This window comes from Streptomyces sp. NPDC093089, assembly GCF_044754405.1.
GTDB lineage: Bacteria > Actinomycetota > Actinomycetes > Streptomycetales > Streptomycetaceae > Streptomyces.
Genome location: NZ_JBIVPA010000007.1, coordinates 221,162 through 240,666, shown reverse-complemented (window position 1 = coordinate 240,666; position 19,505 = coordinate 221,162). Strand labels below are relative to the sequence as shown.

Sequence of the window (19,505 nt, the reverse complement as noted above, 5' to 3'; positions counted from 1 at the left end):
GAGAGTGACCATGAACCACCGGCTCCGAACCTCCGCCGCCGCTGCCGCCGCCCTCGTCCTCGCGTCGACCGGCCTCGCCTCCGCCGCCCAGGCCGAGGCCCGCCCCGCCGGATGCCCCGCGCTGAAGGCCTCCGACGGCTGGTACGGCGACAACAAGGCCCGCATCGACGCCCTGATCGCCGACCACTGCCAGGACCGGCACAAGAGCGGGAGGAAGCCCGTCGCGGTCTTCGACTGGGACAACACCGTGGTCAAGAACGACGTCGGCGACGCCACCTTCTACTGGCTCCTCCGCAACGACCGCATCCGCCCGCCCCGCGCCGGCGACTGGTCCACCACCAGCCGGTACCTCACCCCCGAGGCCGCCACCGCCCTCGCCGACGCCTGTCCCGCCGGCGTCCGCACCCTCCCCACGTCCACCGACACCCGCTGCGCCGACGAACTCCTCGCCGTCTACGGCACGGGCGCCACCACCGGCGCCGAGGCCGCCTTCGCGGGCCACGACCACCGCCGCATGGAGCCCCAGTACGCCTGGCTCGCCCAGCTCCTGCACGGCTGGACCACCCGTCAGGTCGAATCCTTCGCGGCCGCCGCCCGCGCCGAGAACCTCGCCGCCCCGCAGGGCGCCACCCAGCAGGTCGGCACCGCCCGGGTCACCGGCTGGGTCCGCTACTACGAGCAGCAGCGCGACCTGATCGGAGCCCTCCAGCGCGCCGGCTTCGACGTCCGGATCGTCTCCGCCTCGCCCGAACCCGTCGTCGACGTCTGGGCGAAGGGCGTCGGCGTCGACCCCTCCCACACCCTCGGCATCCGCAACACCACCGAACACGGCCGCCTCACCAGCCACCTGAAGGGCTGCGGCACGGTACGGGACGGCGAGGACGCGATGATCACCTACATCGACGGCAAGCGCTGCTGGATCAACCAGGAGGTCTTCGGCGTCCGCGGCCCCGCCGCCGAACGCGTCCGGCCCGCCGCCCACCGCCAGGTGTTCGCCGCCGGAGACTCCGACACCGACATCTCCTTCCTGCGCGACGCCACCGGCCTCCGCCTCGTCCTCAACCGCAACAAGAACGAACTCATGTGCCGGGCGTACGAGAACGGCGACGGCCGCTGGATCGTCAACCCGATGTTCATCGAGCCGAAGAAGCGGAAGGCCACCCCCTATCCCTGCGCCACCACCGGCTACACGGCGGGCGACGGCACCCCGCAGCCCGTCCGCCGCCCCGACGGCAGCATCATCCAGGACCAGCAGGACACCGTCTTCTGACGGCGCTCCGACGGCCCCGCTCCGAGGGCCTCCTGTTCGGGGCCCTCCTGTTCGGGGGCCCCTAGAGGAAGGTCATCCCCTCGCCCCGGTACGTGGGCACGGTCGCCGTGACGCGATCGCCCTCGACCAGCCGCAGGCTGTCGAACCGCTCGCACAGCTCCCCGGCCTTCGCGTGCCGGAACCAGACCTTGTCACCGATCCGCAGGTCGTCGGCGGGGAAGCCGAGCAGCGGCGTCTGCACCTCGCCGGGACCCTCCTGGGAGTCGTACCGCAGCCCCTCCGGCAGGTACGGGACGGGCAGCCGGTCCGGCCCCGGGGCCCCCGACGCCGGATACCCGCCGCCGAGCACCGTCACCACGCCCACACCGGGACGCCGGACCACCGGCTGCGCGAAGAGCGCGGCCGGACGGCCGCTGAACGACGTGTAGTTGTCGAAGAGGCGCGGCACGAACAGCCCCGAACCGGCGGCGATCTCCGTCACCGCGTCCTCGGCCGCCGTGTGCTGCACGCTCCCGGTGCCACCGCCGTTCACGAACTCCAGGTCCGGCGCCACCGCCCGGACCCCCCGCACCACGGCCGCTCTGCGGTCCGCCAGCTCCTTGCGGGCCGCCGCCTGCATCAGCCGGATCGCCCGCGACCGCAGCGGCCGCCCCGCGACCGCGTCGCCGACCCCCGCCACATGCCCCTCGTACGCCATGATCCCGACCAGCCGGAACCCCGGGCGCCGCACCACCGAGCGGGCCAGCTCGGCCAACTCGGCGGGCTCGCGCAGCGGCGAGCGGCGCGCGCCGATCCGTATCCGGCCGCCCAGCAGACTCAGCGCCGTGTCCAGCTCCAGGCAGACCCGGACCTCCTCCGTCCCGCCCGCGCGGGAGGCGTCGATCAGATCGAGCTGCGTCACGTCGTCGACCATCACCGTCACGGCCGCCGCCAGCTTCGGGTCCCGCGCCAGCTCCCCGAACCCCGCCCGGTCGGCCGACGGGTATGCCAGCAGCACGTCTTCGAACCCCGCCCGCGCCAGCCACAGCGACTCGCCCAGCGTGAACGACATGATCCCCGCGAAGCCCTCCCGCGCCAGCACCCGCTCCAGGAGCGCGCGGCACCGCACGGACTTGCTCGCCACCCGCACCGGCTTGCCCCCGGCCCGGCGCACCAGGTCCGCCGCGTTGGCGTCGAAGGCCTCCAGGTCGACGATCGCCACGGGCGCGTCGAGATCAGCGGTGGCCCGGTCGTAACGGGCCCGGTCGGCGGCACGCGGAGTCATGGCCCGAGCTTGCCAGACAGGTTTACGGGTGGGTAGCCCCTGGGTTCCCGTCCCCCGGGGAACAGCCCGTAGAGTGACGGGCATTGTCGACACGCGCAGGACACGATCAGGGGGACGGGCATGACCGCCGAACGCCGCCCCACCCCGTCCCGCATCACCGACGCCCTCCTCCCCACCCCGCCCCAGACCCCCGCGACGCCTCCGCCGCCCGCCCCGCAGTCGCCCAGCGCGCTCCCGGCCCCCGCGACGCCTCCGCCGACCACCATGCCTCCGGCCCCCGCGACGGCCCCTTCACCCGGCGCGTCCCGGGTCGCCGCGCCTGCGCCGCCCGGCCCGCCTCCGGCTCCCGCCCTGGGTTCCCAGGCCGCTCTCGCTTCACCTGCCCGACCGGCCTCGCCCGCCACGACGGCTCCGCCGACCAGCGCGCCTCCGGCCGCCCCGCCTTCGGCCCCCGCGCCGCCCCCTGCGGCTTCGCCCGCAGGCCGTGCCCCGGCTCCCGTGGCGGTTTCCCCCGCCGTCGCCCAGGCTCCCGCCGCGGTTTCCCCCGCCGCCACCGCCCCGGCTTCGCCCGTACGGGCTGCCGCCGCCCCCGCCGCAGGTCCCCAGGGCGCCCCGGCTCCGCCTGACCGCCCCGCCCCGGCGGCCCCCGCTGCCGTACCCCCGATGCCCGCTCCGGCCCCCTCCACCGCCGGGCCTGTCGTGCCCTCCGTGCCTGCCGCGCCCGCCGTGGAGACCACCACGCGTCTTCGCGCGATCCGTCCCACGGACCTCGACCCGCGCCGGGTGCCCGGCACGGGCCGGGGCGCCGTCGGGCACCCGGCAGCAACGACAACGACAACGGCAGTGGTTGCAGCCTCGGCCGCGAACCAGCCGCCGGTCGGGCCGCTCGGTCCGCCCCGGCCCGTGGCCGCGCCCGCCGCTGCCGCACCTTTCGGTCCGGCCCGGCCGGCGGGGGCCGTACCCACGGCGCAGGCGTCTGCGGGGGCGTACGGCTTCGGTGGGTCCGGGGCGTTGCCGCCGGAGGTGCCGGCGGTGGAGACGACGACGCGACTGCGGCCGGTGAGGGAGAAGCGGACCGGGCGGACGGTGGCGGTCGCGGCGTGTGCCGTGCTCGGGATGGGGCTCATCGGAGGGGCGCTCGCGGGCGTGTGGCTGGCGGCGGCCGAGCCGGGCGCGCCGGTGGAGCCGGTGGGGTACGCGGAGGCGAAGGAGATCTGGCACAACGCGCCGGTGGACACGCTGTTCCCGAGGACCCTGGCGGGGCCGGGCGCGGGACCGGGGGCGGCGGCGCGGACGTGGACGCGGGTCGCCGTCGCGCCGGACGCTGCCTGTTCGCCCGCGGTGATGGCCAAGGGACTGCTCGCCACGGTGCAGCCGCTGGGCTGCGAGCGCGTCCTGCGGGCCACGTACACCGACGCCACCGCGAGCAGTGTGATCACCGTCGGCCTCGTCTTCACCCGCGCCGACGTCACCGCGCAGGGCGCCCTCGGCCGGGACCTGACGACCCGGCTGGGCCAGGACGTGCCGCCGGCGCTCGCCGGCCCCGGCACCGTCGCCGCCCGCTTCGGGGCCGGGCAGCGTGCGAGCTGGTGGCTGACGGCACCCGCCGACCTCCCCGTCGTCGTGACCGCGGTGTCCGGCTTCGCCGACGGCCGGAGCGTCGACCGTCCGCTCCCCGCCGACCAGGCGACGGGCGCGGGCCGTACCGACGCCGTCGCGCAGTCGGGCCTGGGCCACGAGGCCAAGGGCATAGCGAAGCGGTTCGAGGCCCTGCTGCGCACGACCGCCGTCGCGGCGGCGAAGGAGAAGACCCGGTGACCCCTCCCTCCCGCCGCCGGGCGCGCGCCGCCTCGGCGGTGCTGTTCGCCGCCGGTTTCGCGGTGCTGCCCGCGACGACGGCGCCCGCGTACGCCGACACCATCCGGGCCCGGCAGTGGGGCCCCGAGGCCCTGCGTACGGCCGAGGCCTGGCGGACCACCAAGGGCGAGGGCATCACCGTCGCCGTGCTCGACACCGGGGTCGACGCCGAGCACCCGGACCTGAAGGGTTCCGTACTGCCCGGACACGACCTCATCGGCTTCGGCGCCGGCCGGGGCGACCGCGCGTGGGCCCGGCACGGCACGGCGATGGCCGGCATCATCGCCGGGCACGGCCACGGCCCCGGCGACGGGGACGGCGTCCTCGGCATCGCCCCGGACGCCGAGATCCTGCCCGTGCGGGTCATCCTCGAAGGCACCGACAAGGCCAGGGACAAGGCCCGCAAGACCCGCGGGACCGCGCTCGCCGAGGGCATCCGCTGGGCCGCCGACCACGGCGCGGACGTCATCAACCTCTCGCTCGGCGACGACTCCAAGTCCGCGCACCCCGACGCGGGCGAGGACGCCGCGGTGCAGTACGCCCTGGCCAAGGGGGTCTCCGTGGTGGCCTCCGCCGGGAACGGCGGCGAGAAGGGCGACCACATCTCGTACCCCGCCGCCTACCCCGGAGTGATCGCGGTGACCGCCGTGGACCGCTTCGGCACGCGCGCCTCCTTCTCCACCCGCCGCTGGTACGCGACCGTCAGCGCCCCCGGCGTCGACATCGTCATCGCCGACCCCGACCGCCGCTACTACGAGGGCTGGGGCACCAGCGCCGCCGCCGCGTTCGTCTCCGGCGCCGTCGCCCTGGTCAGGTCCGCGCACCCCGACCTCACCCCGGCCCAGATCAAGCAGCTGCTCGTCGACACCGCCCGCAACCGGCCGAAGGGCGGCCGCAGCGACTCCAAGGGGTACGGCACGGTCGACCCGGCCGCCGCCATCGAGGCCGGCGCCCGTCTCAAGGGCGCCGACCCCAAGAACGCCACCGCCGGCTACCGGCGCCCGTACTTCGGCCCCGGCCCGGTCCCCGCCCCGGAGGAGGCCCCCTCCTTCGGCCTCCTCGCCCCCGCCGCCGGCGGCCTCGGCGCCCTCCTCCTCCTGACCGCGGTCGTCATCGCCCGCACCCGCCGCAACCCCTGAGGACTCGCGCCCGCCGGACTCCCTGTGGACTCGCACCCGCCGGAACCCCTGAGGGCCAGGGACGCCCAGGGGCGGCCCGCCTCCGCCCCCGAGGACCCGGCGGGTCGGGCCGGGCGCCGCGCCGGTTAGGCTCGGTGCGTGGCGCTCAAGAACATCCCGGACCCCGGTTTCTCCGACGACGACGGCACCGCCGACCCGCGGCTCGCCGCGGCCCTCGCGGCGTGGGCGGAGGACAGAACCGCGCACGGGCCGGTGCTCGAAGCGCTCAAGGGCGCGCGGCTGCTCGTCCCCGTGGTCGCCGTGCTCGGCGAGGTGGAGACCGACGAGAACGGGCTGCGCCGCGAGAAGACCAGCGACATGGCGGTGCCCACGCTGACGGCCGGCGACCGGCGGGCCCTGCCCGCGTTCACGTCGATCGCCTCGCTCGCGCTGTGGGACCCGGAGGCCCGGCCCGTCGCCGTGCCGCTCCACCAGGCGCTCCAGGCGGCCGCGCACGAGAAGGCGGACACGGTCGTCCTCGACCTGGCCGGCCCGGTGCCGTACCAGCTGACGGGTCCGCTGCTGCTCGCCCTCGCCGAGGGCCGCTCCAGCGCGGACCCGCTGGACGACCCGGCGGTACGCGAGGCCGTCCTGGCCGCGGTCGCCGCCGAGCCCGCGGTGCTCCGCGCCCACCTGGGGCCGGGGGCCGCCGACGGCACCCTCGCCCTGGTCCTCGCCGAGGACGCCCCCGCGGCGGAGTCGGCCCAGCGCGTGGCCCGTGCCCTGGCCGCCGACGAAACGCTGAGGGCCCGCCTGGTGCGGGGCCTGGACCTGGCGCTGCTGCCGGCCTCGGCCACGCCTCCGGGCGAGCCCTTCTACGTGAAGAAGTAGGGGGTACGGGCTAGCCGTACACGGGTCCCGTGTACTTCTCGCCCGGTCCCTGGCCCGGCTCGTCCGGGATCAGGGAGGCCTCGCGGAAGGCGAGCTGGAGGGACTTCAGGCCGTCCCGCAGGGGAGCGGCGTGGAACGAGGAGACCTCGGTCGCGCCGGCGTCGAGGAGGCCCGCGAGCGCGTGCACCAGCTTGCGCGCCTCGTCGAGGTCCTTGTACTTGTCGCCCTCCTCGGTGAGCCCGAGCTTCACCGCGGCGGCGCTCATCAGGTTGACGGCGACCGTCACGATCACCTCGACCGCCGGGACCTCCGCGATGTCGCGGGTCATGGAGTCGAAGTCGGGGGTTTCGGGGGAGTCCGCGGACTCGTTCTGGGGCGTCTCGCTCATGCCTCACACGATAAGCCGCCCCGGAGCGCCTCCCCGCCGCCCCGTCCGCATTCGCGTATGGGCACGGCTCCTGCTAACCTTGTGTAACGACCGGCCGGACACGTGTGTGCCCGGCCCACAAGTGGAGGCTCCGTACTCCCACCTGACCGCCCTCACGGGTGGCGGGTCACCGGTCAGGTGGCGCCCATCGTTCCGTACGGACGATGGAGCCGCCCGATGTGCGCCCCGCGGTTGACCGCGGCGGTGCTCCGGTATTTCCGTGGAGCCCCGCCTGTGTCCCGTCCGGGGCGTTTTTCACGTGCCGGCGCGGTTGGTCTCAGAAACAGACAGTGCGCGTCCGTCCGCCAGGCGGTCGTGTAGTGCTACCGAGGAGGATCCATCAGCGCCGAGCCCCGCATCAACGACAGGATTCGCGTTCCCGAGGTGCGACTTGTCGGACCCAGCGGCGAGCAGGTCGGGATTGTTCCGCTTGCCAAGGCCCTGGAGCTCGCACAGGAGTACGACCTTGACCTGGTCGAGGTCGCGGCGAACGCCCGTCCGCCCGTGTGCAAGCTCATGGACTACGGGAAGTTCAAGTACGAGTCGGCCATGAAGGCCCGTGAGGCGCGCAAGAACCAGGCGCACACGGTCATCAAGGAGATGAAGCTCCGGCCGAAGATCGACCCGCACGACTATGACACCAAGAAGGGTCACGTCGTCCGGTTCCTCAAGCAGGGCGACAAGGTCAAGATCACGATCATGTTCCGTGGTCGTGAGCAGTCCCGCCCCGAGCTCGGTTTCCGGCTGCTTCAGCGGCTGGCGTCGGACGTCGAGGAGCTTGGCTTCATCGAGTCCAACCCGAAGCAGGACGGCCGGAACATGATCATGGTTCTCGGCCCGCACAAGAAGAAGACCGAGGCCATGGCCGAGGCGCGTGAGGCCCAGGCCGCACGCAAGGCCGAGCGCCAGGGCACCGCTTCCGACGAGGCGCCCGCGGCCCCGGCCGCCGAGGCTCCGGTCGCCGAGGCCGAGGCTCCGGCCGAGACCCCCGAGGCGTGACCCGAGGGGCTGCCAACCAGGCAGCCCCGGGCCCCGCCCGGAACCACCAAACGAAGAACTGACGCTCCCGGATGTCCGGTGTCCGCACCGGGCGGGAGCGCCACTGACGAGGAGATACGGCGCGATGCCGAAGAACAAGACGCACTCCGGTGCCAAGAAGCGCTTCAAGGTCACCGGCTCCGGCAAGATCCTGCGCGAGCGCGCCGGTAAGCGCCACCTGCTCGAGCACAAGTCGTCCAAGCTGACGCGTCGCCTCACCGGCAACGCCGAGATGGCCCCGGGTGACGCCGCCAAGATCAAGAAGATGCTGGGCATCTGAGTTGATCTCCCGCCCTCGGCGACGGGGGCATCCGGCAGAGACCGGGATCCATTCGTTTTTCGGGTCGTGTGAGGACCACCACGACCCCGCTACAAGGAGTTAAAAGTGGCACGCGTCAAGCGGGCAGTCAACGCCCACAAGAAGCGCCGGGCGATTCTCGAGGCGGCCTCCGGCTACCGCGGTCAGCGTTCGCGCCTGTACCGCAAGGCCAAGGAGCAGGTCACCCACTCGCTGGTCTACAACTACAACGACCGCAAGAAGCGCAAGGGCGACTTCCGTCAGCTGTGGATCCAGCGCATCAACGCCGCTGCCCGCCAGAACGGCATGACGTACAACCGCCTCATCCAGGGTCTGAAGGCCGCCAACATCGAGGTGGACCGCAAGATCCTCGCCGAGCTGGCCGTCAACGACATCAACGCGTTCGCCGCGCTGGTCGAGGTCGCGCAGAAGGCCCTCCCGGCCGACGTCAACGCCCCGAAGGCCGCCGCCTGATCTTCCAGGCCGCAGTACTTCTGCCCGGACCCGCAGGCGCGCACGCGCCTGCGGGTCCGGGTGCTTCACCCCCCGGGGGACCCGCCGCACCCGGTCCCCGCCGCTCCCGGCCCCCGAAGCCCGCCCGGCCCCGAAGAGAGAACCGCCGCACCCCATGGTCACCCCCGAGCTGATCTCCCCGCGTTCCCCGCGCGTCGTCGCCGCCCGGCGGCTCGCCAAGCGCAACTTCCGGGGCAAGGACCGCCTCTTCATCGCCGAGGGCCCGCAGGCCGTCCGCGAGGCCGTCGAGCACCGGGGCTCCACCGGAGAGCCCACCCTCGTCGAGCTCTTCACCACCGTCGAGGCCGCCGAGCGGTACGCCCCGATCGTCGAGGCCGCCCTCGCCTCCGGCGCCCGCGTGCACCACGCCTCCGACGCCGTCCTCGCCGAGGTCTCCCAGACCGTCACCCCGCAGGGCCTCGTCGGCGTCTGCCGGTTCCTCGACTCCCCCTTCGAGGAGATCGTCGCGGCCCGGCCCAAGCTCGTCGCCGTCCTCGCCCACGTACGCGACCCCGGGAACGCCGGCACCGTGCTGCGCTGCGCCGACGCGGCCGGCGCCGACGCCGTCGTCCTCACCGACGCCTCCGTCGACCTCTACAACCCCAAGTCCGTGCGCGCCTCCGTCGGCTCCCTCTTCCACCTGCCGGTGGCCGTCGGCGTCCCCGTCGAACAGGCCGTCGCCGGCCTCAAGGCCGCGGGCGTGCGGATCCTCGCCGCCGACGGAGCCGGCCAGGACGACCTCGACGACGAGCTGGACGCCGGCACCATGGGCGGCCCCACCGCCTGGATCTTCGGCAACGAGGCCTGGGGACTGCCCGAGGAGACCAGGGCCCTCGCCGACGCCGTCGTCCGCGTCCCGATCCACGGCAAGGCCGAGAGCCTCAACCTCGCCACCGCCGCCGCGGTCTGCCTGTACGCCTCCGCCCGCGCCCAGCGCACCCGAACCTCCGCCTGAGGGTCCATTCCGCCCCTCTCGCCCAGTAGAGTGACGCACTCGGGGCCCACTGCACTGCACGGAGGGGTGGGGTACGGGGATGACGGTCGGCACGGACAGTCCCGCACAGGCACGGAGCGCCGCGCCGCACGCCCCGGAGCCGTCCGGCCCCGCGCCGGACGCGCCCGATCCCGCGGCCACCGCAGGTGTCGCCGCCGACCCCGCGGCGACCGCCGGTTTCGCCGGACTCGCACCCGACGACCTGCCCGACGGTCTCGTCATCGCCGACGAGACCGGCCGGATCGTCTGCTTCAACGCCGCCGCGAGCCGCATCACCGCCGTCCCCGGCGGCCGCGCCCTCGGCCTGCCGCTCGACGAGGCGCTGCCCCTCGAAGACCTCAAGGGACGCCGCTGGTGGGCGCTGACCGACCCGTACGGCGGCCTCGCCATCCGCCGCGGCCAGCCCGAGCGCAACCTGCTGCTCCCCGGCGGCCGCGAGGTCCTCGTCTCCGCCCGGTACGTCCGGGAGCACCCCACCGGGCCGGTCCGCCGGGTCGTGGTCTCGCTCCGCGGCACCGACGCCCGACGCCGCACCGAGCGCAGCCACGCCGAACTCATCGCCACCGTCGCCCACGAACTGCGCTCCCCGCTCACCTCGGTGAAGGGCTTCACCGCCACCCTCCTCGACAAGTGGGAGCGGTTCACCGACGAGCAGAAGCGCCTCATGCTGGAGACCGTCGACGCCGACGCCGGCCGCATCAAGCGGCTCATCGCCGAACTCCTCGACATCTCCCGGATCGACTCCGGCCGGCTCGAAGTGCGCCGCCAGCCCGTCGACCTGGCCGCCGCGATCGGCCGCCACATCCAGGTCCACACCACCGGCGGCCAGCCCCCGGGCCGCTTCTTCGTCCGGATCAGGCCCCAGCTGCCCGCGCTCTGGGCCGACCCCGACAAGATCGACCAGATCCTCGGCAACCTCCTCGAAAATGCGGTGCGCCACGGCGACGGAACCGTCACCATCGAGGTGGCACCCGCCACGGCGGGCGAGGACGGAGAAGAGGGGACGGAGGTCACCGTGAGCGACGAGGGCCCCGGCATCCCCGAGGCGTCGATGAACCGCGTCTTCACCCGCTTCTGGCGGGGCAGCAAGCGCGGCGGCACCGGACTCGGCCTCTACATCGTCAAGGGTCTCGTCGAGGCCCACGGCGGCACCATCACCGTCGGGCGCGGCCCCCGGGGCGGCGCCGAATTCCGATTTATCCTGCCCGTCGGCACCCCGGCCCACCTCCTCTGACGTCTCAGCAGGCGAGACCGTACGAGAACAGAGGCCGCCCGGGTCGCCCACGGGCTCATTCGCGTCCCCGCGCCCCGTTAGACTCGTCCTTTGGCACGTTTGCGCCCTTGACGTCGAGCGGGGCCGCCCAGCCAGCCAACGGAAGCACGGGAAGAGATGTCCGCACCCAATAAGTCGTACGACCCGGTTGAGGTCGAGGCACTGAAACCGGAAGAGATCGAGCGCATGCGGGACGAGGCGCTCGCCGCCTTCGCCGCCGCGGGCGACCTCGACGCGCTCGCGCACGCGAAGACGGCGCACACCGGCGGCACCTCGCCGCTGGCGCTCGCCAACCGCGAGATCGGCGCCCTGCCCCCGCAGGCCAAGGCCGCCGCCGGAAAGGTCGTGGGCCAGGCCCGCGGCGCCGTCTCCAAGGCGCTCGCCGCCCGCCAGGCGGAGCTCGAGGCCGAGCGCGACGCCCGCGTCCTCGTCGAGGAGGCCGTCGACGTCACCCTGCCGTACGACCGCGTCCCGGCCGGCGCCCGCCACCCGCTGACCACGCTCATGGAGCGCGTCTCCGACGTCTTCGTCTCCATGGGGTACGAGGTCGCCGAGGGCCCCGAGGTCGAGGCGGAGTGGTTCAACTTCGACGCCCTCAACTTCGTGCCGGACCACCCGGCGCGCCAGATGCAGGACACCTTCTTCGTCCAGGGAACCACCCCGGACGGAACGGGTGTCACCACGGGCGACGAGTCCGGCGTCGTGCTCCGGACCCACACCTCGCCGGTGCAGGCCCGCACGCTCATCGACCGGGAGCCCCCGGTCTACGTCGTGTGCCCCGGCCGCGTCTACCGCACCGACGAGCTCGACGCCACGCACACCCCGGTCTTCCACCAGATCGAGCTGCTCGCCGTCGACGAGGGCCTCACCATGGCCGACCTCAAGGGCACCCTCGACCACATGGTCCAGGCGCTCTTCGGCCCGGACATGAAGACCCGGCTCCGCCCGAACTTCTTCCCCTTCACCGAGCCGTCCGCCGAGATGGACATGCTCTGCTACGTCTGCCGCGGCGAGTCCGTCGGCAACCCGGACCGTCCCTGCCGCACCTGCGGCAGCGAGGGCTGGATCGAGCTCGGCGGCTGCGGCATGGTCAACCCGAAGGTGCTGATCGCCTGCGGCGTGGACCCCGAGAAGTACAGCGGATTCGCCTTCGGGTTCGGCATCGAGCGGATGCTGATGTTCCGCCACAACGTGGAAGACATGCGAGACATGGTCGAGGGTGACGTCCGGTTCACCCGGCCGTTCGGGATGGAGATCTGATGCGGGTCCCGCTTTCTTGGCTGCGGGAGTACGTCGACCTGCCGGCGACGGAGACCGGCCGCGACGTCCAGGCCAAGCTCATTTCGGCAGGCCTCGAGGTCGAGGCCGTCGAGCAGCTCGGCGCCGGCCTGACCGGCCCGCTGGTGGTCGGCAAGGTCCTCACCATCGAGGAACTGACGGAGTTCAAGAAGCCCATCCGCTTCTGCACCGTCGACGTCGGCCAGGCCAACGGCACCGGCGAGCCCCAGGAGATCATCTGCGGCGCGCGGAACTTCGCCGTCGGCGACAAGGTCGTCGTGGCCCTGCCCGGCGCCGTGCTCCCCGGTGACTTCCGGATCGCCGAGCGCAAGACGTACGGCCGGGTCTCCCGGGGCATGATCTGCTCCGGCGACGAGCTCGGCATGGGCAGCGACGGCACGCACGGCATCATCGTGCTGCCCCCGGAGCACGAGGTCGGCATCGACGCGACCGTCCTCCTGGAGCTGTTCGACGAGGTCCTCGACATCGCCGTCACCCCGGACCGGGGCTACTGCCTGTCGATGCGCGGCGTCGCCCGCGAGGCCGCCACCGCCTACGGCCTGCCGCTGCGCGACCCGGCGCTGCTCGACGTGCCCGCGCCGAACTCGTACGGCTACCCGGTCCAGGTCGCCGACCCGATCGGCTGCGACCGCTTCACCGCGCGCACCGTCGTCGGTCTGGCGCCCGAGGCCCGCTCCCCGATCTGGCTGCAGCGCCGCCTCCAGAAGGCCGGCATGCGCCCGATCTCGCTGGCCGTCGACATCACCAACTACGTGATGCTGGAGCTCGGTCAGCCGCTGCACGCCTACGACCGCAGCCGGCTCGACGGCCCCATCGGGGTCCGCCGCGCCGAGGCCGGCGAGAAGATCACCACCCTCGACGGCACCGTGCGCGTCCTGGACGCCGCGGACCTGGTCATCACCGACAACCGCGGCCCCATCGGCATCGCCGGCGTCATGGGCGGCGCCCACACGGAGATCGCCGACCCGGAGACCGACCCCGAGACCGGTTTCGTCACCGGCACCTCCGAGGTCGTCATCGAGGCGGCGCACTTCGACGCGATCTCGATCGCGCGCACGGCCCGCCGCCACAAGCTGTCCTCCGAGGCGTCCAAGCGCTTCGAGCGCGGCGTCGACCCGCAGGCCGCCGCCGCTGCCGCGCAGCGCACCGTCGACCTGCTCGTGCTGCTCGCGGGCGGCACGGCCGAGGCCGGCGTCACCGAGATCAGCGCGCCGTCCGCGCCGCGCACGATCGCCATGCCGGCGAACCACCCGGACCGGGTCGCGGGCGTCGACTACGGCCGCGAGACCGTCGTCCGCCGCCTCCAGGAGGTCGGCTGCGACGTCTACGGCCAGGACGAGCTCGTCGTCACCGTGCCGTCGTGGCGCCCCGACCTCAGCGAGCCGAACGACCTCGCCGAAGAGGTCATCCGGCTGGAGGGCTACGAGAACCTGCCCTCCACGCTGCCCAAGCCCCCGGCCGGCCGCGGACTCACCGAGCGCCAGCGCACCCACCGCCGCGTGGGCCGCGCCCTGGCCGGCGCCGGCTACGTCGAGGCGCTGAACTACCCGTTCATCGGCGAGCAGGCGCTCGACCAGCTCGGCCTGGACGCGGACGACGCCCGCCGTCGGGTCGTCACCCTGGTCAACCCGCTCTCCGACGAGGAGCCCGCGCTCCGCACGACGCTGCTCCCGGGCCTGCTCGGCGCGCTCCGTCGCAACGACAGCCGCGGCAGCCACGACCTGGCGCTCTTCGAGACCGGTCTGGTGTTCCGGCCGGACGGGGAACCGGGCGTCGCCGTCCGGCTGCCCGTCGACCGTCGCCCCACCGACGAGGAGATCGCCGTCGTCAACGCCGCGCTGCCCCGGCAGCCGCGTCGTGTCGCCGTCGTCCTCGCCGGTGCGCGCGAGCAGGCCGGCTGGTGGGGCAAGGGCCGTCCGTCCGACTGGGCGGACGCCGTCGAGGCCGGCCGGACCGTGGCCGCCGAGGCCGGTGTCGAGCTGATCATCAGCGCCGACCAGCACGCCCCGTGGCACCCGGGCCGCTGCGCCGCCTTCCACGTCGAGATCGACGGCGAGAAGGTCCTCGTCGGCCACGCCGGCGAGCTCCACCCCCGGGTGGTCAAGGCGTACGGCCTCCCGGCCCGCAGCTGCGCCATGGAGATCGACCTGGACCTCCTGGAGCAGGCGAACGAGGGCCCCCTGCGGGCTCCCCGCATCTCCGCCTTCCCGGTGGCCACCCAGGACGTCGCCCTCGTCGTCGGCACCGGCGTCCCCGCCGACGACGTCGAGGCCGCGCTCCGCGAAGGCGCGGGTGAACTCCTCGAGTCCCTCCGCCTCTTCGACGTCTACACCGGCGACCAGCTCGGCGAGGGCACCAAGTCCCTGGCGTACGCGCTGAAGTTCCGCGCCACGGACCGCACCCTCACCGTCGACGAGGCCAGCGCGGCCCGCGACGCGGCCGTCGCCCTGGCGACGGAGCGCACGGGAGCCGTCCTGCGCGGCGCCTGACGCGCGAGCACGACACCAGGAGGGCCGTCCCGGGAACACCCGGGGCGGCCCTCCGCCGTTCCCGCCCCTCCGCCGGCAACCGACGCACTGGAGAGCGGAGTTCGCCCTGCTGTGCGCGTGGCGGAGGCCTGGCGGAGGGCGGCGCGCCGGGGGCGCTCACTCCTTCGGGTGAGATGGCCGGGGCGTGTTCCCGGGCGGCCCGTACGGTCGGCACAATCGACGCGGCCGCAGGGGCGGACCTGTGGGCCGCAGGGCCTTCGGGCGCTGTCGGGGCTCGGGAAGGGCCGTGCATGATCCGTACCAGGTCGTTGCTCGCCGATGGCTCCCGGCTCCGCCGGCTGGCCCCGCTCGCCGTGCCGTCCGCGTGGGGTGCGGTGGCGGTGGCGTGGAAGTTCGCTTGTCCGCTGGCCCGACAGCCGGGGCTGCCGATGAGGATCGCCACGAGCGTCGTGTTCCTCACCGTGGGCACCGGGCTGGTGCTGGGGGCGCGGAAGGGGCTCGCGCGTGAGCTGGCGCGGGTGCGGGCCGTGGCGGCGGCGACGCAGCGGGTGCTGCTGCGCCCGCCACCGGAGCGGCTGGGCGGATTCGCGCTGGCCGCGGGGCAGTTGTCGGCCACGCGGGGTGCGTGCGTCGGGGGTGACCTGTACGAGGCGGTGGCCACGCCGTACGGGGTGCGGATCGTCATCGGGGACGTGCGGGGGCACGGGATCGCGGCGCTCGGCGCGGTGGTGGCCGTCCTGGGGAGTTTTCGCGAGGCCGCCCATGACGAGCCGGAACTCGGGGGCGTGCTGCGGAGGTTGGAGCGGGCGCTCGCACGGCACCTGGGGGAGCGGGCGCGGGACGAGCACCCGGCGCGGGCCGGGTCGGAGCCGCGGCACCCGGCGGCGGAGGAGTTCGTGACGCTGCTGCTCCTGGAGATCGGGCCCGACGGGCGGCTGTCCGTGTTCACCTGCGGTCACCCGGGCCCGTTCCGCCTCGGCAGGAGGGCGGAGCGGCTTCCGGTGGGCGATCCGCTGCCGCCGCTCGGGGTGCTTCCGCTGCCCGCTGCCCTCGTGCCGTACGCGGCGGCCCGGCTGCTGCCCGGCGAGACGCTGGTCCTGCACACCGACGGTGCCGAGGAGGCCCGCGACCACCGGGGGCGCTTCTTCGCGCTCGAATCAGCCCTGGTGGGGCCCGCCGGCGAGACGCCCGCTGCCCTGGTCAGGCGGGTCCACGCGGCCCTCCTCGACCACACGGGTGGCCGGCCGGCCGACGACGTCGCGCTGCTCGTCGTGCGCAACGACCGTGTCCGGGTACCGGCGCAGCCCGCCGAACCCGGGCTGCGCCGGTCCCGGCCCGCGTCCTCCTCGCACTGCTGAGCGGGAGGCCGCGGGGCCGGCGCCGCCCGCCCCGCCACGGAGTGTCGGGCAGATCAGCGGGGCGGGCGACGCGGACCGGGCGGCCGCACTGTTCGAGGGGGAGCCGGCGGCCCGGTCTTCGCCTTGCGGCGAGAAGCACAGTCAACCGGGGGCGGGACGGGCGCGGCAGAGCACGCGGGCCCGTGGAACGGGTACTTCGTTCACACCCCGTGCGAAAACCGGTCCGTGCAGGACGGGGCTGCACGGCGCCGGGGCGTACGGGACCGGGGCGTACGAGACCTGGATGTGTGAGACCGGGCCGTACGGGACCGGGACGTGCGGGACCGGAACGTGCGGTGGCGGACCAGGTGGTGGCGGCCCGGGTGAAGTCGGTTCATACGAAAACAACCCGTACGCGGTTGACCCGTATGAATTCGGCCACCTGACGGCCCGGGCGGCCCTAGGGTGTGTGCACCGAGTCACCGGAGGGGCCATGCAGCCCAACACCCTGCTCGACGCCCTGCTGGACGAGGCGGGCGTCTCCCATGCCGGTCTGGCCGCCCGGGTGAACCGGGCCGGCCGGGCCAGGGGTCTCACCCTGCGCTACGAACACACGGCGGTGGCGCGCTGGTTGAAGGGGCAGCGGCCGCGCGGCCAGGTGCCCGACCTGCTCTGCGAGGTGCTGGCCGCGCGGCTGCACCGGCAGGTGACGCTGGACGACATCGGGCTCGGGGTGCCGGGCGGCCCGCCGCCGGCGCTGGGCGCTCCGCTGTCCGGTTTCGTGGAGCGGGCGCCGGCGCTGTGGCGCTCCGACGAGCAGCGGCGCCCGCACACGCTGGGGGCGCAGGCCGTGACGGGCACGCCCGCGGTGATGCCGGTGTGGGAGTGGGAGAACCCGCCGGAGGACGCGGACGTGTCCCGCGCCGTGCGGGGGGCGAGGGTGTCGGCGGCCGACATCTCCGTGCTGAGCGCGGCCCGTTCGCACTACGAGCAGATGTACCGGAGGGCCGGGGGCATCGCGACCCGGGCCCGGATCGTCGGCTTCCTCACGGCGGAGGCCGCGCCGCTGCTGCGGGGCGCGTACAGCGACCCCCTCGGGCGGCAGCTGCACCGGGCGACCGGCGGACTGGTCGCGGTGGCCGGAATCTGCGCGTACGACGCGGACGCGCACGGTCTCGCCCAGCGCTACTTCCACCAGGCGCTGCGGCTCGCGAAGGCCAGTGGGGACCGGGGGCTCGGCGCGTACGTGATCGCGCTGCTCGTCAACCAGGCGCTGTTCATGGCGGAGTACCGGCAGGCGGTGGCGTTCGCCGAGGCGGCGCTGCGGGCCGCGGGGCGGCAGGTCACACCCGCGCTCGCCGCGGACCTGACGGCGATGCAGGCGAAGGCGTATGCGCACCTGGGTGACGGGACGGCCGTGCTGGCCTGCATCCGGCGCGCGGAGGCGGCGGCGGAGCGGATCAGCCCGGGGGAGGAGCCGGCCGAGACGGGGTACGTCCAGCCGGGGTTCGTCAACGTGCAGGTCGCCGAAGCCCTGCTCCGTCTGGGGGACCTTCCGGCGGCGTACGAGCACGCCTCGGCTGCGGTCGGGACGCCCTCGCACGACCGGGGCCGGGTGCACCGGCTCGCGATGCTGTGTCAGATCGAACTGCGGCAGGGGGAGGCGGACCGGGCGGCGCGCACGGCGGTCGAGATGACGGAGCGGGCGCGGGGGATGGAGTCGCGGCGGCTGCGGGACCGGCTCCGCCAGGTGCGGGAGCACCTCCTCGCGAGCGGCGGGCACGACGCGCGGGAGGCGGCGGCGCTGATCGAAGGGGCTTTGCGCGTTCCCCTGTGAGCCTTCAACTGCTGCGATATTGCCACCAAACGAGCACCGACCAGTCGGAAGGTGGCAAGAACGTGCAGTGGACGAAACTGAGCGAACGCTCTGTGTATGAGAATCGCTGGTTCCGGGTGAACCTCGCGGACGTCGAACTCCCGGACGGCCGCCACCTCGACCACTATCTGATCCGGCTCCGTCCGGTCGCCGTCGCGACCGCCGTCAACGACGCGGACGAAGTCCTGATGCTCTGGCGCCACCGCTTCATCACCGACAGCTGGGGCTGGGAGCTGGCCGCCGGCGTCGTCGAGGACGGCGAGGACATCGAGGCCGCCGCCGCCCGCGAGATGGAGGAGGAGACCGGCTGGCGGCCGGGGCCGCTGCGCCATCTCCTCACCGTCGAGCCCTCCAACGGCCTCAGCGACGCCCGCCACCACCTCTACTGGGCGGAGCGGGCCACCTACACCGGACCGCCCGAGGACGCCTTCGAGTCCTCGCGGCGGGCCTGGGTCCCGCTGAAGCAGATCCCCGACATGATCACGCGGGGCGAGATCCCGGCCGCCAACATGGCCGCCGGGCTGCTGATGCTCCACCACCTGCGCCTCGGCTGAGCCCTCCCGAGCAGCGCGGACGAAAGGCCGGACGGCCCGTACCTGTGCGGGTGTACGGGCCGTCCGGTGTTCGGGGGAGCGGTCAGGAGTACGGGTAGAAGCCCGAGCCCGTCTTCCGGCCGAGCCGGCCCGCGTCCACCATGCGCTGGAGCAGCGGGGGAGCGGCGTACAGCGGCTCCTTGAACTCGGAGTACATGGAGTCGGCGATCGACGCGATCGTGTCCAGGCCGATCAGGTCGGAGAGCTTCAGCGGGCCCATCGGGTGGGCGCAGCCGAACTCCATGCCGTTGTCGATGTCCTCGCGGCTCGCGATGCCCGACTCGAACATCCGGATCGCGGAGAGCAGGTACGGCACGAGGAGGGCGTTGACCACGAAGCCGGAGCGGTCCTGCGCGCGGATCGCGTGCTTGCCGAGCGCCTTCTCCGCGAAGGCCTGGGCGCGGCTGATCGTGCCCTCGGAGGTGGTGAGGGCCGGGATCAGCTCGACGAGCTTCTGCACCGGGGCCGGGTTGAAGAAGTGGATGCCGATGACCTGGTCGGGGCGGGAGGTCGCCACGGCCAGCTTCACCAGCGGGATGGAGGAGGTGTTCGAGGCCAGGATGGCGTCCGGCCGGGTCATCACCTGGTCGAGAACCTGGAAGATCTCGGTCTTGACCTGCTCGTTCTCGACGACCGCCTCGATGACGAGGTCGCGGTCGGCGAACTCGCCCAGGTCGGTGGTGAAGCTGAGACGGGCGAGCGTCGCGTCCCGCTCCTCCTCGCTGATCTTGCCGCGTTCGGCGGCCTTGTTCAGCGAGTTGTAGAGCCGGGTGCGGCCGATCTCCAGCGCCTCGCCGGTGGTCTCGGCGACCTTCACCTCGAGCCCGCTCCGGGCACACACCTCTGCGATGCCCGCGCCCATCTGGCCGCAGCCCACCACTCCGACGCGCTCAATGTCGGCCATGGAGTCCGTCACCTCGTGCCTTTCGCTCTTCTCTGGCGGCGGGCCGCCGTGTGATTCCGGTGCG

General features: G+C 73.9%; 17 protein-coding genes. 14 read left to right on the top strand and 3 right to left on the bottom strand.

Annotated features, from left to right (window positions below):
• Positions 1-10: 10 nt before the first annotated feature.
• Positions 11-1,270, top strand: a complete 1,260-nt coding sequence (locus ACIQFX_RS18340) for a haloacid dehalogenase-like hydrolase (RefSeq protein WP_402464228.1) — start codon at positions 11-13, stop codon at positions 1,268-1,270.
• A gap of 61 nt (positions 1,271-1,331) precedes the next feature.
• On the opposite strand, the gene ACIQFX_RS18335 is transcribed toward ACIQFX_RS18340, so the two are convergent.
• Positions 1,332-2,534 (bottom strand): amino acid deaminase/aldolase, encoded by a 1,203-nt coding sequence (locus ACIQFX_RS18335; RefSeq protein ID WP_402464226.1) that lies wholly within the window; start codon positions 2,532-2,534, stop codon positions 1,332-1,334.
• A 1,032-nt stretch (positions 2,535-3,566) separates the two neighbouring features.
• On the opposite strand from ACIQFX_RS18335, the gene ACIQFX_RS18330 reads away from it, so the two are divergent.
• The 3 genes from ACIQFX_RS18330 (at position 3,567) to ACIQFX_RS18320 (ending at position 6,400) form a co-directional block, all read left to right on the top strand.
• Entirely contained in the window at positions 3,567-4,352 is a 786-nt protein-coding gene (locus tag ACIQFX_RS18330) for a hypothetical protein (RefSeq protein WP_402464224.1), read from the top strand.
• Entirely contained in the window at positions 4,349-5,530 is a 1,182-nt protein-coding gene (mycP, locus tag ACIQFX_RS18325; protein ID WP_402464222.1) for a type VII secretion-associated serine protease mycosin, read from the top strand. The genes ACIQFX_RS18330 and mycP overlap by 4 nt, the downstream gene beginning before the upstream one ends.
• 138 nt (positions 5,531-5,668) lie before the next feature.
• Positions 5,669-6,400, top strand: coding sequence for an SseB family protein (locus tag ACIQFX_RS18320; protein WP_402464220.1), 732 nt, complete (start codon positions 5,669-5,671; stop codon positions 6,398-6,400).
• Between the two features lie 10 nt (positions 6,401-6,410).
• Here the strand turns inward: ACIQFX_RS18320 and ACIQFX_RS18315 are convergent, their stop codons facing one another.
• Entirely contained in the window at positions 6,411-6,788 is a 378-nt protein-coding gene (locus ACIQFX_RS18315; RefSeq protein WP_367820516.1) for a DUF1844 domain-containing protein, read from the bottom strand.
• Between the two features lie 378 nt (positions 6,789-7,166).
• Between ACIQFX_RS18315 and infC the strand changes: the two genes are divergently transcribed.
• The 10 genes from infC (at position 7,167) to ACIQFX_RS18265 (ending at position 18,498) form a co-directional block, all read left to right on the top strand.
• Positions 7,167-7,826, top strand: a complete 660-nt coding sequence (gene infC / locus ACIQFX_RS18310) for a translation initiation factor IF-3 (protein ID WP_402464635.1) — start codon at positions 7,167-7,169, stop codon at positions 7,824-7,826.
• A gap of 124 nt (positions 7,827-7,950) precedes the next feature.
• Positions 7,951-8,145: a 50S ribosomal protein L35 gene (gene rpmI, locus ACIQFX_RS18305; protein WP_015032399.1), complete on the top strand. Its 195-nt coding sequence runs from the start codon at positions 7,951-7,953 to the stop codon at positions 8,143-8,145.
• A gap of 105 nt (positions 8,146-8,250) precedes the next feature.
• The gene (gene rplT, locus ACIQFX_RS18300; RefSeq protein ID WP_017241732.1) at positions 8,251-8,637 is read left to right on the top strand and encodes a 50S ribosomal protein L20; all 387 of its coding nucleotides are present in this window, start codon (positions 8,251-8,253) and stop codon (positions 8,635-8,637) included.
• Positions 8,638-8,791: 154 nt separating this feature from the next.
• Positions 8,792-9,631, top strand: a complete 840-nt coding sequence (locus ACIQFX_RS18295; RefSeq protein WP_402464217.1) for a TrmH family RNA methyltransferase — start codon at positions 8,792-8,794, stop codon at positions 9,629-9,631.
• A 79-nt stretch (positions 9,632-9,710) separates the two neighbouring features.
• Positions 9,711-10,904 (top strand): ATP-binding protein, encoded by a 1,194-nt coding sequence (locus tag ACIQFX_RS18290; protein WP_402464215.1) that lies wholly within the window; start codon positions 9,711-9,713, stop codon positions 10,902-10,904.
• A gap of 156 nt (positions 10,905-11,060) precedes the next feature.
• A complete protein-coding gene (gene pheS, locus ACIQFX_RS18285; RefSeq protein WP_402464213.1) occupies positions 11,061-12,203 on the top strand; it encodes a phenylalanine--tRNA ligase subunit alpha in 1,143 nt (380 codons plus the stop codon).
• Entirely contained in the window at positions 12,203-14,731 is a 2,529-nt protein-coding gene (pheT, locus tag ACIQFX_RS18280) for a phenylalanine--tRNA ligase subunit beta (RefSeq protein ID WP_402464211.1), read from the top strand. The genes pheS and pheT overlap by 1 nt, the downstream gene beginning before the upstream one ends.
• 290 nt (positions 14,732-15,021) lie before the next feature.
• Positions 15,022-16,089 carry a PP2C family protein-serine/threonine phosphatase gene (locus ACIQFX_RS18275; RefSeq protein WP_402464209.1) on the top strand — a complete coding sequence of 356 codons (1,068 nt, stop codon included), beginning with the start codon at positions 15,022-15,024 and terminating at the stop codon, positions 16,087-16,089.
• A gap of 472 nt (positions 16,090-16,561) precedes the next feature.
• Entirely contained in the window at positions 16,562-17,905 is a 1,344-nt protein-coding gene (locus tag ACIQFX_RS18270) for a transcriptional regulator (protein WP_402464207.1), read from the top strand.
• A gap of 62 nt (positions 17,906-17,967) precedes the next feature.
• A complete protein-coding gene (locus ACIQFX_RS18265; protein WP_376490123.1) occupies positions 17,968-18,498 on the top strand; it encodes an NUDIX hydrolase in 531 nt (176 codons plus the stop codon).
• 82 nt (positions 18,499-18,580) lie between these two features.
• On the opposite strand, the gene ACIQFX_RS18260 is transcribed toward ACIQFX_RS18265, so the two are convergent.
• Positions 18,581-19,441 (bottom strand): 3-hydroxybutyryl-CoA dehydrogenase, encoded by an 861-nt coding sequence (locus tag ACIQFX_RS18260; protein WP_402464205.1) that lies wholly within the window; start codon positions 19,439-19,441, stop codon positions 18,581-18,583.
• Between the last annotated feature and the right edge of the window lie 64 nt (positions 19,442-19,505).